14 protein-coding genes and 1 pseudogene are annotated in these 15998 nt (G+C 65.0%); 12 read left to right on the forward strand and 3 right to left on the reverse strand.

Annotation, left to right across the window (positions count from 1 at the left end):
- Positions 1-58: 58 nt before the first annotated feature.
- Positions 59-826, reverse strand: a complete 768-nt coding sequence (locus CK220_RS04705) for a L,D-transpeptidase (RefSeq protein ID WP_095810427.1) — start codon at positions 824-826, stop codon at positions 59-61.
- A gap of 227 nt (positions 827-1053) precedes the next feature.
- Between CK220_RS04705 and CK220_RS04710 the strand changes: the two genes are divergently transcribed.
- The 3 genes and pseudogenes from CK220_RS04710 (at position 1054) to xylB (ending at position 4647) form a co-directional block, all read left to right on the forward strand.
- A complete protein-coding gene (locus CK220_RS04710; RefSeq protein ID WP_095810428.1) occupies positions 1054-1677 on the forward strand; it encodes a LysE family translocator in 624 nt (207 codons plus the stop codon).
- A gap of 109 nt (positions 1678-1786) precedes the next feature.
- A pseudogene (locus CK220_RS04715) lies at positions 1787-3111 on the forward strand (tetratricopeptide repeat protein).
- A gap of 81 nt (positions 3112-3192) precedes the next feature.
- Positions 3193-4647 (forward strand): xylulokinase, encoded by a 1455-nt coding sequence (xylB, locus tag CK220_RS04720; RefSeq protein ID WP_095810429.1) that lies wholly within the window; start codon positions 3193-3195, stop codon positions 4645-4647.
- Positions 4648-4844: 197 nt separating this feature from the next.
- Here xylB and CK220_RS04730 read toward each other — a convergent pair whose 3' ends face one another.
- Positions 4845-5207: a nuclear transport factor 2 family protein gene (locus CK220_RS04730; protein WP_095810723.1), complete on the reverse strand. Its 363-nt coding sequence runs from the start codon at positions 5205-5207 to the stop codon at positions 4845-4847.
- 112 nt (positions 5208-5319) lie between these two features.
- Between CK220_RS04730 and xylA the strand changes: the two genes are divergently transcribed.
- The 3 genes from xylA to CK220_RS04745 all read left to right on the forward strand — a co-directional run bounded on the left by xylA (position 5320) and on the right by CK220_RS04745 (position 7903).
- Entirely contained in the window at positions 5320-6645 is a 1326-nt protein-coding gene (gene xylA, locus CK220_RS04735; RefSeq protein ID WP_095810430.1) for a xylose isomerase, read from the forward strand.
- A gap of 185 nt (positions 6646-6830) precedes the next feature.
- Complete coding sequence (locus CK220_RS04740) at positions 6831-7034, forward strand: hypothetical protein (protein ID WP_095810724.1); 204 nt, start codon at positions 6831-6833, stop codon at positions 7032-7034.
- An 83-nt stretch (positions 7035-7117) separates the two neighbouring features.
- A complete protein-coding gene (locus tag CK220_RS04745) occupies positions 7118-7903 on the forward strand; it encodes a TIGR01458 family HAD-type hydrolase (RefSeq protein WP_348629648.1) in 786 nt (261 codons plus the stop codon).
- A 59-nt stretch (positions 7904-7962) separates the two neighbouring features.
- On the opposite strand, the gene CK220_RS04750 is transcribed toward CK220_RS04745, so the two are convergent.
- Entirely contained in the window at positions 7963-8943 is a 981-nt protein-coding gene (locus tag CK220_RS04750; RefSeq protein ID WP_095810432.1) for a GlxA family transcriptional regulator, read from the reverse strand.
- Positions 8944-9080: 137 nt separating this feature from the next.
- Here CK220_RS04750 and CK220_RS04755 point away from each other — a divergent pair, with 137 nt between their 5' ends.
- The 6 genes from CK220_RS04755 (at position 9081) to CK220_RS04780 (ending at position 15905) form a co-directional block, all read left to right on the forward strand.
- Positions 9081-9998 carry a 3-keto-5-aminohexanoate cleavage protein gene (locus CK220_RS04755; protein ID WP_066996067.1) on the forward strand — a complete coding sequence of 306 codons (918 nt, stop codon included), beginning with the start codon at positions 9081-9083 and terminating at the stop codon, positions 9996-9998.
- A gap of 76 nt (positions 9999-10074) precedes the next feature.
- The gene (locus tag CK220_RS04760; protein ID WP_095810433.1) at positions 10075-10698 is read left to right on the forward strand and encodes an HD domain-containing protein; all 624 of its coding nucleotides are present in this window, start codon (positions 10075-10077) and stop codon (positions 10696-10698) included.
- Between the two features lie 2 nt (positions 10699-10700).
- A complete protein-coding gene (locus tag CK220_RS04765; protein WP_095810434.1) occupies positions 10701-11819 on the forward strand; it encodes a carnitine 3-dehydrogenase in 1119 nt (372 codons plus the stop codon).
- A gap of 4 nt (positions 11820-11823) precedes the next feature.
- Complete coding sequence (locus CK220_RS04770) at positions 11824-12987, forward strand: acyl-CoA dehydrogenase (RefSeq protein ID WP_095810435.1); 1164 nt, start codon at positions 11824-11826, stop codon at positions 12985-12987.
- A gap of 64 nt (positions 12988-13051) precedes the next feature.
- Positions 13052-15130 carry an acetate--CoA ligase family protein gene (locus tag CK220_RS04775; protein WP_095810725.1) on the forward strand — a complete coding sequence of 693 codons (2079 nt, stop codon included), beginning with the start codon at positions 13052-13054 and terminating at the stop codon, positions 15128-15130.
- Positions 15123-15905, forward strand: a complete 783-nt coding sequence (locus CK220_RS04780; protein ID WP_095810436.1) for a carnitinyl-CoA dehydratase — start codon at positions 15123-15125, stop codon at positions 15903-15905. Before CK220_RS04775 ends, CK220_RS04780 begins: the two co-directional genes overlap by 8 nt.
- Positions 15906-15998: the final 93 nt, after the last annotated feature.

The raw sequence follows: 15998 nt of genomic DNA on the forward strand, positions 1-15998 counted from the left end.
GGGAGAAACGGGGAGCCTGATCCCGAAAGAATGGCGGCCGCGCGAACCGCCGAAAAGATCAGACGACGACGACCGGGTTCTTCTTCGATACCCTGTTGTAGAGGTCGATGATGTCTTGGTTCATCAGCCGCACGCAGCCCGACGACATCGCCTGCCCGATGCTCCACCATTCGGGTGAGCCGTGGATGCGGTAACCGGTATCCTTGCCGTTCTGGTAGATGTAAAGCGCGCGGGCGCCGAGCGGATTGGTCAAACCACCGGGCTGGCCGCCCTGCCATTTCACCAGTTCCGGCTTGCGCTTGACCATCTCCGGCGGCGGCGTCCAGATGGGCCATTCCTTGCCGTACTGGATGTTGGCGCGGCCCGACCAGCGGAAGCCGTCCTTACCGATGCCGACGCCGTAGCGGATGGCGTCGCCGCCCGGCTGGACGAGATAAAGCATGCGCTCCTGCAAATGCACGACGATGGTGCCGGGCGCTTCGCCGGTCTTGTCGACGACGATCTGGCGGCGAAACTCCGGCTTGACCTTCTGGTAAGGCACCGCCGGGACCTGGAAGCCGTTGTCGGTCAAGGCAGCATACATCACGTCGGGACCGGTGACGTTCTTGTCGACGCTGATCGCCGGGCGGATCGGCACCGATCCGGTGGTGGTGTCGTCAATCTGCAACTGCGGCAGGTCGAGCGTGTCGGTGGTGCTGCAGCCGGCCATGCCGAGCAGCGCCACGGCGCCCATGCCGGAAAGCATGGCGCGGCGGGAGAGCGGAATTTCGGTTTCGACGGTTTCGCCGTTCGAAGGCGGCGTCAGACTTTGCGGCAACTCGCGCATACACCAAACCCTACGCTGTCGGCGGGAAGCACGGTCCGGCCGAATGGCGGCAATTTTCGTCAGTCATGGTTGAAAAAGCGTGAAAGGACTTTGCCCGATTAACCCTAACAGGGCGTTATTCTGGGCCAGGCGCCAAGCGGGCCGGCGCCGAAGATTTTCACCAACGCCTCTTTACAATCTCGCACACCCCAGGATTTATCCTGTTCTTTGCGCTCAAGGAGTAGGAAATGTCCTTCGAAAACTGGGCTGCCTTTGCCGCCGCCTCCGCCATCCTTCTCGTCATCCCCGGCCCGACGATCCTCTTGGTCGTCTCCTATGCGCTCGGCCAGGGCTGGCGCACCGCGCTGCCGATGGCGGTCGGCGTCGCGCTCGGCGACTTCACCGCTATGACGCTGTCGATGCTGGGCATCGGCGCGCTGCTGGCGGCCTCGGCCACGGTGTTCATGATCCTGAAGGTCATTGGCGCCGGCTATCTGATCTATCTCGGCATAAAACTGTTTCGCGCCGGCGGCGCGCTGAAGGCCGAACCGCGCACCGACGCGGTGTCGGCGGCAAGGATGATGGCGCATGCCTGGCTGGTCACGGCGCTTAACCCGAAGAGCATCACCTTCTTCGTGGCCTTCCTGCCGCAGTTCCTCGACCGGCATGCCGATTTCTGGACGCAGATGCTGATCTTCGAAGCGACCTTCCTGGCGCTCGCTTTCAGCAATGCCTTCGGCTATGCGCTGATTGCGTCACGGGCGCGCGCCATCGTGCGCAACCCAAGGGCGATCCGTATCTTCAACCGCACCGGCGGGACATTGCTTGTCGGCGCGGGCATCGCCACCGTGGCGATGCGTTCGGGGAATTGAGGCCAGGTCCGGTTCGACACAGTCGAAGCCCTCGCCGGTTGGCGAGCCGACGGTCGATGTTCTAGGATCGCATCGGTTCGACCGGACGAGGAGGCATCAAGGACGCGGCATGGCGCTGAAGGACGCATTCGGCCTGACGTACTCGGGCGCGACCGATGCCGGGCTTTCGTCCTACGCCAGAGCCGTCCGTGAGCTGCAGTGCTTCATCGGCGACCCGGTCGGCTCCATCGATAGCGCGATCGCCGATGAGCCCAGCTTCGTGATGGCGCATGTGTTCAAGGGCTATCTGTTCGGCCTCGCCACCGAGCGGGAGGGGACGGCGGTTGCGCGAACCTGCCACGCGGTGGCGCTGCCGCTCGCCGGCACCGCGCGCGAACGGGCGCATGTCGCGGCGCTCGGCCTCTTGCCAGCGGCCGCTGGCATGACGCCGCCCGCGTCCTCGAGGCCATCGCCATCGACAATCCGCTCGACGCGATAGCGCTGCAGGTTGGCCACCAGATCGATTTCTTCACCGGCAATGCGCGGATGCTGCGCGACCGCATCGGCCGGGCGCTGCCCGCCTGGCAACCGGACATGCCGGGCTACCATGCCGTCCTTGGCATGCAGGCCTTCGGGCTTGAGGAAATGGGCGACTATGCGCGCGCCGAAGCCTTCGGCCGGCAGGCAATCGAGATCGAGCCGCGCGACGGCTGGGCGCAGCACGCGGTCGCGCATGTCATGGAAATGCAAAGCCGGCAAAGGGAGGGCATCGCCTGGATGCGCGCCAATCCGGAGGCGTGGACGAAGGAGAGCTTCCTCAAGATCCATAATTGGTGGCATCTGGCGCTGTTCCACTACGATCTCGGCGAGACAAACGAGGTGCTCCAGCTCTATGACGGGCCGATCTACGGCGACCGCTCGACGCTGGCGCTCAACATGGTAGACGCCTCGGCGATCCTGTGGCGGCTTTATCTCCGCGGCGTCGATGTCGGCGACCGCTGGGCGGCACTTGCCGCGAACTGGGTGCCAAAGGCGGCCGCCGGCAATTACGCCTTCAACGATGCGCATGCGATGATGGCCTTTGTCGGCGCCGGACTGCACGCGCCGGCGCAGACCCTGCTCGAAGCGCAACGCGAGGCGATGCGCTGCGATGACGACAACGCCGCCTTCACGCGCGACGTCGGCCATCCGCTGACCCTGGCGCTCCAGGCGTTCGGCGAGGGCAACTACGGAGAAGTCGTGCGCCTGATCCGGCCAATCCGCTCGATTGCGCACCGCTTCGGCGGCAGCCATGCGCAGCGCGACGTGATCGACCTCACCCTGATCGAGGCCGCGCTCCGTGCCGGTGACGGCCCGCTGGCGCGGGTGCTGGCGGCCGAGCGCCAGCTGGCGCGGCCGGGCAGCCCGCTGTCGGCGCTGTTCTCGCGACGCGGGGCCGATTTGTCAGAGAATTGACCCGAGGCGGATGTTGGCATAAGAACTGGCAAGCCAGATTTTTTCGAGACCCGAAAAAATTAATGGCAATGGGAGGAAATCATGTATCTCGGCCTCGACCTGGGCACCTCGGGCGTCAAGGCGCTGCTGATCGATGATCGCCAGAAGGTCGTCGGTTCCGGCCACGGCTCGCTGGACGTCTCGCGGCCGCATCCCGGCTGGTCCGAGCAGGATCCGGCGCACTGGATCGAGGCGTGCGAGACAGCGATTGCCGAGCTCAACACTTCCCATCCGAAGGAACTTGCCGCGGTCAAGGGCATCGGCCTCTCCGGCCAGATGCATGGCGCGACCCTGCTCGACGCCTCGGACAAGGTGCTGCGTCCGTGCATCCTGTGGAACGACACCCGCAGCCATGTCGAGGCGGCGGCGCTCGACGCCGACCCGCGTTTCCGCAAGCTCACCGGCAACATCGTCTTCCCGGGCTTCACCGCGCCGAAGCTCGTCTGGGTGAAAGAGCACGAGCCCAGTGCTTTTGCCGCTGTCGCCAAGGTGCTGCTGCCCAAGGATTTTCTGCGGCTGTGGCTGACCGGCGAGCATATTTCGGAGATGTCGGACTCGGCCGGCACATCCTGGCTCGATGTCGGCAAGCGGCGTTGGTCCTCCGAACTGCTTGCCGCGACATCGCTCGACGAGAAGCATATGCCGCTGCTGGTTGAGGGCACGGCCAAGGCCGGCGCCTTGCGCGGCGAGCTTGCCTCGAAATGGGGCATTGCTTCAGGCATTCCGGTCGCGGGCGGCGCCGGTGACAATGCGGCGTCGGCCTGCGGCATGGGCACCGTGGGCGCCGGCCACGCCTTCGTCTCGCTCGGCACCTCGGGGGTGCTGTTTGCGGCGAATGCATCTTACCTCCCCAATCCCGAAAGCGCGGTGCACACCTTCTGCCATGCGCTGCCCAACACCTGGCACCAGATGGGGGTCATCCTGTCGGCCACCGATTCGCTCAACTGGCTGTCGGAGATCACCGGCAAAGGCGCCGGCGACCTGACCGGCGAGCTCGGCGATAAGCTGAAGGCGCCGACGGGCGTCTCTTTCCTGCCTTATCTCTCCGGCGAGCGCACGCCGCATAATGATTCGGCCATTCGTGGTTCCTTCACCGGCCTCGCGCATCAATCGAGTCGCGCCGTGCTGACCCAGGCCGTGCTCGAAGGCGTGGCGTTTGCCTTCCGCGACAGCCTGGAGGCGCTGAAGACAGCCGGCACGACCCTGACCAGGGTGACGGCGATCGGCGGCGGCTCGCGCTCGAGCTACTGGCTGAAGGCGATCGCCACGGCGTTGCAGGTGCCGGTCGACATTCCGGCCGACGGCGATTTCGGCGCCGCCTTCGGCGCGGCGCGGCTTGGCCTGATCGCCGCGACAGGGGCCGATCCGCTTGCCATCTGCACCGCGCCGGCGACCGATGCCACGATCGAACCGGACGCCAGCCTGGGCGGGGCCTTCGCGGACGCTTATCAGCGCCACCGCGCGCTCTATCCGGCGATCAGGGCTGCAACCGCGTGAGCCGGCGCGCAGCACCCCCCTCTGCCCTGCCGGGCATCTCCCCCGCAAGGGGGGAGATTGGCAGCTTGGGCGTCTCGCTCACTATTGCAGCGTTGGAGATTGGCGAAATCCTAGATAACAGCCGATCTCCCCCCTTGCGGGGGAGATGGCCGGCAGGCCAGAGGGGGGTGCCTCGCACCCACCCTTGCAACAAAACCTCACTGCGCCGGCACCTTGTCGAGGAAGCCGGTGACGCTCTTCAGGCGGCCGTTCTCGATGACGCAAATATCGGTCCCTTCGATGACGGATTCAGCGCCTTCGGGGCCCAGATTCCACGAAAAGCGGATGCGGTCGGCGAAACCATCGGGCTCGCCCTTCAGCGAGAATCGGAAGCCGGCAAAGCGCTGCTGCACGCCGTCGATCAGCCCGGCGATGCCGCCGTGGCCGTCGCCTTGCATTACCGGATCGCGATAGCTGACGTCGCTGGTGAAGGCGGCCTCGAGCAGGGCCTTGCGGCGCGCCGCATCGCTCTCGTTCCAGGCGGTGATGTAATTGCGGGCGATCGTGTTGAGGTCGGTCATGGTCTTCATCCTTCATTGGATCGTTTCGACATGACCCTTTTGGACCCACGGAAAAGCCAAACCAATTACGCCTGAGGTAATCGGGCGAAAGCACTTGGAGAGGAAGGAAACCATGAGCAGCGGATTTTTCGGCGACATCAAGACCATCAAATATGAAGGGCCGGATTCGACCAATTCGCTGGCCTACCGATATTACAACCCGGACGAGGTGGTGGGTGGCAAGCGGCTGGAGGACCATCTGCGCTTCGCCGTCGCGTATTGGCATTCCTTCGCCTGGCAGGGCGGCGACCCATTCGGCGGCCAGACCTTCGACCGCCCCTGGTTCGCAAAACCCGGCGGCATCGACACGATGGAGCTGGCGAAACTGAAGGCCGACGTCGCCTTCGAGATGTTCTCGTTGCTCGGCGTGCCCTATTTCTGCTTCCACGACGCCGACGTTCGCCCGGAAGGCAAGGATTTCTCCGAAAGCGCGGCGCGCCTCGACGAGATCGCCGATTATTTTTCGACCAAGATGAACCAGACCGGCGTCAAGCTGCTGTGGGGCACGGCGAACCTTTTCTCGCATCGCCGCTTCATGGCGGGCGCGGCCACCAATCCCGATCCGGACGTGTTCGCCTATGCGGTGGCGACGGTGAAGAAATGCATCGACGTGACCAAGAAGCTGAAGGGCGAGAACTACGTGCTGTGGGGCGGGCGCGAAGGCTATGAGACGCTGCTCAACACCGACCTCGCGCGAGAGCAGGAGCAGGCCGGCCGCTTCCTCAACCTCGTCGTGGACTACAAGCACAAAATAGGTTTCGAGGGCACGATCCTGATCGAGCCGAAACCGCAGGAGCCGACCAAGCACCAGTACGACTACGATGTCGCCACCGTCTACGGCTTCCTGAAGCGCTTCGGGCTGGAGAAGGAGGTGAAGGTCAACATCGAGCAGGGCCATGCGATCCTTGCCGGCCATTCCTTCGAGCACGAGCTGGCCTTGGCCAACGCGCTCGGCATCTTCGGTTCGATCGACATGAACCGCAACGACTATCAGTCCGGCTGGGACACCGACCAGTTCCCCAACAATGTGCCGGAAATGGCTTTGGCCTATTACCAGATCCTGCAGGGCGGCGGCTTCAAGACCGGCGGCACCAATTTCGACGCCAAGCTGCGCCGCCAGTCGCTCGACCCGGAGGATCTGCTGATCGGCCATATCGGCGGCATGGACGCCTGCGCGCGCGGCCTCAAGGCCGCGGCCAGGATGATCGGAGACAAGGCGCTGTCGGCCCCGCTCGACGAACGCTATGCCGGGTGGAACACGGCCGAAGGCAAGGCGATGCTTTCCGGCAAGCGTACGCTGGAGGAGATCGCCGAACGCGTAGTGACTGAAAAGATCGAGCCGCAGCCGCGCTCCGGCCGGCAGGAGCTGCTCGAAAACATCGTCAACCGCTACGTCTGAGGCTTTCCTGCGTCGCCCGAATCGAGCGCCGCAGAGCTGAAATTGCATTCGACGCGGGGCGAACCTACACGACAAGGTTTTGCCCCGCACTGCCCCTCAATCGCCGCGCTCTTGCCTTCAAACAGCCGTCACGAATCGCCTATATTGTCGACATGCGGCGGGAAGGAAAGAAGGAGGCGAAACGTATGCAGCACGAACGCGAAATCGACGCCCTGCTCTCTTCCGGCGAGGCTGGTTCGATCATCGATCGGCTGATGGCGCTGCCGCATCCAAAGGATGGCGCCGGCGAAGCAAATGAATGGGATCGCGCGGTCGCCGCGCGGTTGGAAACGGCGCTGGCCAAGAGCATGCGCTCGCGCATGGTGCGCGAAGGCCGAGACGCCGCCTGAATCTGCGGCCCGATTTCCTTGGGCCATTTCCGTAGTTTGACGAACGGAGACTGTTTCTCCATCCTGCACCGATGATACGCGCGGTGCTGCTCGATCTCGCGGGTGTCGTCTATGATGGCGACACCCCGATCGCAGGCGCTGTGGCTGCGGTCGAGCGTTTGCGCAAGGCCAGGCTGCCGCTGCGCTTCGTCAGCAACACGACACGTTCGCCGCGCCACCGAATCATCGCGCAGCTTGCCGCAATGGGCGTCGAGGTGAGGGATGAAGAATTGCTGACGCCGGCGCGCGCCGCGCTCGAGTGGCTGCGAGGGCATGACCTCCAGCCTCACCTGCTCGTCCATCCCAACCTCGAAGCAGAGTTTACCGGCCTGGAAGGCGGCAAGAGCCGCGCTGTCGTCGTCGGCGACGCCGGCGAGGCCTTCGACTATGCCAGCCTAAACCGAGCGTTCCGCGAACTGGTTGCCGGAGCCGATTTTCTGGCTCTTGCCACCAATCGCAGCTTCAAGGATGCCGACGGTGAGCTCAGCCTCGATGCCGGCGCCTTCGTCGCGGCGCTCGAATTCGCCAGCGGCCGAAGCCCTGTCGTGCTCGGCAAGCCGTCGCCGGATTTCTTCCTCGCGGCGCTTGGCGATTTGAACTGCCCGGCAGCCGATGCGGTCATGGTCGGCGACGATGCGGAGAGCGACGTCGCCGGCGCGCTCAGCGCCGGGCTTGGCACGGGGCTGCTCGTGCGGACCGGCAAGTACCGCCCAGGTGATGAAACACGCTTCGATCCGCCTCCCACGGCGCTGGTCGACGACCTTGCGGCCGCTACCGACTGGATCCTTAAAGCGCGCCGCAGTGAAACGGATTCCGGCGACGCGCTTTGAACCCATTGTTTTGATGTATGCCGTTTCCCAAAACCGCTGCCACTTTTGGGCGACATCCTTCAGCCGCGCCGCAGCCTGACCGGCGCTTCGCCGAACGCGCGGGAAAACGCCCTGGAAAACGCCGCGGCCGATGAAAAACCCGTACGCCCGGCAATGTCGGCCATGGCGATGCGCGTGTCGACCACCAGGCGGCGGGCGGCGCCGAGCCGCAGCCGCAGATAATAGGCGCCCGGCGTCTCGCCGATCGACTTGCGGAAGATGCTCTCGAGTGTTCGCGCCGTGACGCCGGCGCGCTTGGCCACGGCATCGATGGTCAGCGGCTCATCGACATGCGCTTCCATCAGCCGGATCGCATGCGCCAGGCGCGGATCGTAGCCGTCGAGCCGGCCGAGCGAGACGAGCGGCTGGGCGTCGGTCGCCGCGCGCGTCTGATCGTAGATGAAGACGCTCGCCACATCGAGCGCGGCCGCCATGCCGAGCCGGGTGCGGACCAGATGCAGCATCAGGTCGAAGGTGGGCGAGGCACCGCCCGAGGTGAAGACCGGCCCGTCGATCACATAGCGGTCGGGGCGCACATCGACGCCCGGAAAGGCGGCGGAAAAATCCTCCATGTCTTCCCAATGCGTGGTGGCGCTGCGGCCTTCGAGCAGGCCGGCACGCGCCACCAGCCAGGTGCCCGCCTCGACGCCGCCGCAGGCGCGGGCCGCGCGCGCCGCGCGGCGCAACCCGGCAAGCAACGCCGAGGTCGCATAGTTCTGCGTCCCGAAGCCGGCGACGACAACCAGCATGTCGGTCGGCTCGGCGGCATCGAAGCGGCCGCTGACGGCGACCGGCAAGCCGCAGGTCGTCACCGGCGCCTCGCCCGTGACCGAGACCAGCTTGAAGTCGAACAAGGTCTCGCCCGAGATGCGGTTGGCGGCGCGCAGCGGGTCGACCGCCGAGGCCACGCACATGATCGACGAGCCCGAGAACACCAGAACCGTCACCTTGAGGGTTTCCCGCTCGGCGCGAAAGATCGTCGGCTTTTCGCTTTTAGTCATGGCGTCTTCGTAAAACGCAAAACAGTTTCCAGCAAGTCGGTCATGCTGGGCCAGCTTCGGCGCAGGTCGTCATAGCAAAGCCGGTTTCCGGCTTTCTGGTCGACATCGATGGCCGATCGAATTTGGGAGGAAAGACGATGCCGCTCGCGATGAACCGTGAGGTTTTCATTACCTGTGCCGTGACCGGTTCCGGCGGCACGCAGGACCGCAGCCCGAACGTGCCGCGCTCGCCCAAGCAGATCGCCGATTCGGCGATCGAGGCCGCCAAGGCGGGTGCTGCGATCGTCCACTGCCATGTGCGCGACCCCGAGACCGGCAAGCCCAGGCGCGACGTCCATCTCTATCGGGAGGTGACCGAACGCATCCGCGAGGCCAATGTGGACGTGGTGCTGAATCTCACCGCCGGCATGGGCGGCGACATGGTGTTCGGCTCGCCGGAAGCGCCGCTGCCGCTCAACGAGAAGGGCACCGACATGGGCGGCGCCACCAACCGTATGGAGCATGTGCGCCAGTGCCTGCCGGAGATCTGCACGCTGGATTGCGGCACGATGAACTTCGCCGAGGCCGACTATGTGATGACCAACACGCCCGGTATGCTGCGCGCCATGGGCGGCATGATGACGGCCCTGGGCGTGAAGCCCGAGATCGAGGCTTTCGATACCGGGCATCTGTGGTTCGCCAAGCAGCTGGTCGAGGAACAGGTGCTGAAGCCGGATGCGCTGGTGCAGCTCTGCATGGGTGTGCCTTGGGGCGCGCCGGACGACCTCAACACCTTCATGGCGATGGTCAACAACGTGCCGTCGACCTGGAACTGGTCGGCCTTCTCGATCGGCCGCAATCAGATGGCCTATGTCGCGGCCGCGGTGCTGGCCGGCGGCAATGTCCGTGTCGGCCTGGAAGACAATCTGTGGCTCGACAAGGGCGTGCTGGCGACCAATGCGCAGCTCGTCGAGCGCGCGGTGAGCATCGTCTCCAATCTCGGCGCGCGCGTGCTCGGACCGGAGGAAGTACGCAAGAAGCTCAACCTCACCAAGCGGGCGCCCATCGCGGCATGAGCATGATCCCGAAAAGTGGGAACCGGTTTTCGGAAAAGATCATGCTCAAACAATTGTTGAAAAGCGGGAGGTCGAGATGGCTACCGTCAAATTCACCGCGATGAAGGACGGCGACAAGGAAGACTACGAATTCCTGACCGCCCACGAGATCGACTATGCCGGCAAGGCCGGGGATCGGCTGCTTACCGCCCTGGTGCAGCTCGACGAAGGCTTGTCCGGCTACAAGATCACCCGGCTCGGCCATTCGCTGCAGGCCGCCACCCGCGCCTGGCGCGACGGCGCCGACACTGACTGGATCGTCTCTGCGCTGCTGCACGACATCGGCGACATCTACGCGCCCTACAATCATGACGAATATGCCGCCACGATCCTGAAACCGTTCGTGCGCGAGCAATGCACCTGGGTGGTCGAAAAGCACGGCGACTTCCAGCGCCTCTATTACGCGCATCATTTGGGCGGCAACCGGCATGCCCGCGACCGCTTCGCCGGCCATCTCTATTTCGACGACTGCGACCAGTTCTGCGAGCGCTGGGACCAGTCGAGCTTCGATCCCGACTACGAGACGCTGCCGATCGAGTTCTTCCGGCCCCTCGTGCTCGAAGTCTTCGTGCGCAAAGCTTACGACCCGGCCGTGATCCGCGCCGGCGAGCGCGTGCCGCTTTCCGATCCCGAAACAGCCAAGACCAGAGCCGGAGCCTGACCATGCGCATCATCAACAAGGCGGCCGCCATCGGCGGCGGCGTCATCGGCGCCGGCTGGGTGGCGCGCCTGCTCTTGAACGGCATCGATGTTTCGATCTTCGATCCCGATCCGGAGGCGTCGCGCAAAGTCGGCGAGGTGATGAAGGGCGCACGCCGCGCCTACAAACAGATGCTGCCCGGCGGCCTGCCCAAGGAAGGCAAGCTCACCTTCGCCAAGACGATCGGCGACGCAGTGGCGGATGCCGACTTCATCCAGGAGAGCGTGCCGGAGCGGCTCGACCTCAAGCACAAAGTGCTGGCCGAGATCGACGCCCATGCGCCGGCCAACGCCATAATCGGCTCCTCGACCTCCGGCATCAAGCCGACCGACATGCAGGTGGCGATGAAGAAGCACCCGGAGCGGCTGGTCGTCGGGCACCCGTTCAACCCGGTCTATCTGCTCCCTCTGGTCGAGATCGTCGGCGGCCAGCAGACTTTCCCCGAGGCGATCGAGGTCGCCAAGGAGATCTACGCCTCGATCGGCATGAAGCCGGTGGTGGTGCGTAAGGAGATCGAAGCCTTCGTCGGCGATCGCCTCTTGGAGGCCGCGTGGCGCGAGGCGCTGTGGCTGGTCAAGGACGGCATCTGCACCGTCGAGGAACTCGACGACATCATGCGCTATTCCTTCGGCCTGCGCTGGGCTCAAATGGGCATGTTCCAGGTCTACCGCGTCGCCGGCGGCGAAGCCGGCATGCGCCACTTCATGGCGCAGTTCGGACCTTGCCTGAAATGGCCGTGGACAAAGCTGATGGACGTGCCGGAGTTCAACGACGAGTTGGTCGACCTGATCGCCACGCAGTCGGACGAGCAGGCAAACGGCCTGTCGATCCGCGAGCTGGAAAAGATCCGCGACGACAATCTGGTCGCCATCATGGAAGCATTGTCGAAGCAGAACAAAGGCAAGGGCTGGGGCGCCGGCGCGCTTCACAAGGACTATACCAGGCAGCTCGCCAAGCTGGCGGCGAAGCCAGCCGCCAAGGCAGGCGACAAAGGAAAAGCCGCCAAGCCGGCGAAGAAGCCGGCAAAGGCCGAGAAGCCCGCAAAGGCTGACAAGGCGAAAACAAGCAAGAAGAAGGGCTGAGGCGATGCATTTCGGTCTTTCGGAAGAACAAAAACTGATCGTCGAGACGACGCGTGCATTCGTCGAAAACGAGCTTTACCCGCATGAGCGCGAGGTGGAACGCACCGGCGTGCTGCGCCGCGAGCTGATCGACGAATTGAAGGCAAAGGCGATCGCGGCCGGGCTCTACGCCGCCAACATGCCGGCCGATGTCGGCGGCGCGGGCCTCGATACGGTGAGCTGGCTGCTCTACGAGAAGGAGCTTGGCCGCGCCAATTACGCGCTGCACTGGACCTGCGTGGCGCGTCCCTCGAACATCCTGCTCGCCGGCACGCCGGAGCAGCGTGAAAAATATCTCTTCCCTTGCATCCGCGGCGAGAAGTGGGACTGCCTCGCGATGACCGAGCCCGGCGCCGGCTCCGACCTGCGCGGCATGAAGGCGACCGCGGTCCAGGACGGCTCGGACTGGGTGCTCAACGGCACCAAGCATTTCATCAGCCATGCCGACATCGCCGACTTTGCCATCGTATTCATGGCGTCGGGCGAAGAGGATTCGCCGCGCGGCAAGCGCAAGAAGATCACCGCCTTCTTCGTCGACAAGGGCACCAAGGGTTTCACGGTGCGCGACGGCTACCGCAACGTCTCGCATCGCGGCTACACCAACTCGATCCTCGAATTCGACGATTGCCGGCTGCCGGCTTCGCAGGTGCTCGGCGAAGTGCACAAGGGCTTCGAGGTGGCGAATTCGTGGCTCGGCGCCACACGCCTGCAGGTCGGCGCCACCTGCCTTGGCCGCGCAGAGCGCGCGCTTTCGCATGCCATCGAATATGCCGCGCAGCGCCAGCAGTTCGGCCAACAGATCGGCAAGTTCCAGGGCGTGTCCTTCAAGCTCGCCGATATGGCGACGGAATTGAAGGCCGCCGACCTAATGGTGTTCGAAGCCGGCTGGAAGTACGATCAAGGCACCGTCACCGATCAGGACATGGCGATGGCCAAGCTGAAGGCTACCGAGATGCTGGCTTTCGTCGCCGACGAGGCGATCCAGATCCATGGCGGCATGGGGCTGATGGACGACCTGCCGCTGGAGCGCATCTGGCGCGACGCGCGCGTCGAGCGCATCTGGGAAGGGACTTCGGAGATTCAGCGACATATTATTTCGCGGGCATTGCTGCGCCCGTTCGGGGCTTAGAGCATGATGCGCCAAAACCGGGATCCGGTTTTGGCAAAGATCGTGCTCAAATGAAAAGATGACCATGCATAAACTCGAACGTCTCCTGCGCCCGAAATCGATCGCCGTGTTCGGCGGGGCACAGGCCGCCGCCGTCGTCGCGCAATCAATCAAGATGGGCTTTGCCGGCGAAATCTGGCCGGTGCACCCGACCAAGGACGAGGTCGCCGGCCGCAAGGCCTACCGTTCCGTCGCCGACCTGCCCGGCGCGCCGGACGCCTCCTTTGTCGGCGTCAACCGGCATCTCACCATCGAAGTGGTCAAGGCATTGGCCGAGCGCGGCGCCGGCGGCGCCGTCTGCTTTGCCGCCGGGTTCCTCGAAACCGAGGCCTATGACGAGGACGGCGAGCGGCTGCAGGCCGAGCTGGTCGCCGCCGCGGGTGAGATGCCGATCATCGGCCCGAACTGCTATGGCCTGATCAACTATGCCGACGGCGCGCTTTTGTGGCCCGATCAGCATGGCGGGATCAGGCTGGCCGGGGGCGGCAAGGGCGTCGCCATTATCACTCAGTCGTCCAACATCGCCATCAACATGACGATGCAGAAGCGCGGCCTGCCGATCGCTTTCCTGATGACGGCCGGCAACCAGGCGCAGACCGGCCTTTCCGAAATGGCGCTCGGCCTGATCGAGGACGAGCGCGTCACGTCGCTTGGCCTGCATATCGAGGCCTTCGATTCCGTGGCCGGCTTCGAGCGATTGGCGGCGAGAGCCCGCGAGCTGAAGAAGCCGATCATCGCCATGAAGGTAGGCCGCTCGGAACAGGCGCGGCAGGCGACGGTTTCGCATACCGCGTCGCTCGCCGGTTCGGATGCCGCCTCGGGCGCGTTCCTGAAGCGTCTGGGCATCGCGCGCGTCGATTCGATTCCGGCCTTTATCGAGGCGCTGAAGCTCTTGCACATCACCGGGCCGCTGCCCGGCTACAGACTGTCGTCGATGAGCTGTTCGGGCGGCGAAGCCTCCGTGATGGCCGACAGCGCGGAAGGACGCTGGGTGCATTTCCCGACGCTGAGCGCCGAGCACCGCGCGCATGTCAAATCGACGCTCGGGCCGCTGGTCGCGGTCGCCAATCCGCTCGACTACCACACCTTCATCTGGAACAACGAGCCGGCGATGACGGCCACCTTCACTGCCATGGTGTCGGGCGGCTTCGACCTCAACATGCTGGTGCTCGACTTTCCGCGCCCCGACCGCTGCTCGGACACCGACTGGTGGGCGACGCTGCGCGCCTTCGAGGCGGCGCTGAAGACCAACAGGGCGCAGGGCGCGATCGTCTCCTCGCTGCCGGAAAACCTGCCGGAGGAATATACCGCCGGGCTGATGGCGCGCGGCATGGTGCCCTTGTTCGGCATTTCGGAAGCGATGGACGCCGCCCAGGCCGCCGCCTTCATAGGCTGGGCCTGGCGCGAGCCGCAGGCGCAGCCGGTCGACACCACGGCGGCGGGCGCTTCCGACGGCGACCACATCACGCCGGACGAAGCCGAGGCCAAAGCGCGTCTGATCGAGGCCGGGCTGCCGGTGCCGAAGGGCGAGCGCGCCTCGAACGCGGTCGAGGCGGTGATTGCGTCCATGGCGCTCGGCTTTCCGGTGGCGCTGAAGACGCTGGGCGTGACGCACAAGTCGGAGGTCGGTGCGGTGCGGCTGAACCTCAAGGACGCCGAATCCGTCAGCAATGCCGCGCATGACCTCCTGCCGCTCGGCACCGGGCTTTATGCCGAACGCATGGTGCGCGACGGCGTGGCCGAACTGATCGTCGGCTTCACTCGCGACCCGATGTTCGGCGCGGTGATGACGCTCGGCACCGGCGGCGTATTGGTCGAGTTGCTGCGCGACAGCGTGACCCTGATGCTGCCGGCGACGCGCGACGACATCGAGGCGGCGCTGCGTGGCCTGAAGCTCTATCCACTGCTGGAGGGCTATCGCGGCCGGCCGAAAGCCGACGTCCAGGCCGCCATCGACGCGATCGCCGGCATTGCCGACTTCGTGCAGAAGAATGAAGGCGAAATCGAAGAGCTCGACATCAACCCGCTGATCGTCTGCGCCGAAGGCAAGGGCGCATGGATCGCCGACGCGCTGCTGGTGCTGGGAGAAAAGAAGAATGGCTGACGTCATCACCACCCGCCGCGAAGGCACCATCCTGGAAGTCACGCTCGACCGGCCGAAGGCCAATGCCATCGACCTCAAGACCTCACGGCTGATGGGCGAGACGTTCAAGGCGTTCCGCGACGATCCCGGCTTGCGCGTCGCCATCGTCAAGACGGCCGGCGACAAGTTCTTCTGCGCCGGCTGGGACCTGAAGGCGGCGGCGGCCGGCGACGCGGTCGACGGCGACTACGGCGTCGGCGGCTTTGCCGGGCTGCAGGAATTGCGCGACTTGAACAAGCCGGTGATCGCCTGCGTCAATGGCATGGCGGTGGGCGGCGGCTTCGAGTTGGCGCTGTCCTGCGACCTGATCTACGCCTCGGACCATTCCTCCTTCGCGCTGCCCGAAATCCGCGCCGGCACGCTGGCGGACGCCGCGACGATCAAGCTGCCGAAGCGCATTCCGTACCATATCGCCATGGACCTTCTCCTCACCGGCCGCTGGATGGATGTGGCGGAAGCGCATCGCTGGGGCCTGGTCAACGAGGTGCTGCCCAAGGAGCAGCTCGAGGACCGCGTCTGGGAAATCGCGCGGCTTTTGGCCAGCGGCCCGCCGCTGGTCTTCGCCGCGATCAAGGAGACGGCGCGCGTGGCCGAGGCGCTGACCTTCCAGGATGCCATGAACAAAGTGACGCGCAGGCAACTGCCGACGGTCGATATCCTCTACGGCTCGGAAGACAATATGGAAGGCTTCCGCGCCTTTGCGGAGAAGCGCGATCCGGTGTGGAAGGGCAGATAGGCCCGCAGATGATGGCGTTCCGTTACACCACGCTCTGGCCTGCCGGGCATCTCCCCCGCAAGGGGGGAGATCGGATGTCACGGTCGCTTTCGC

This window comes from Mesorhizobium sp. WSM3860 (genome assembly GCF_002294995.1).
GTDB lineage: Bacteria > Pseudomonadota > Alphaproteobacteria > Rhizobiales > Rhizobiaceae > Mesorhizobium.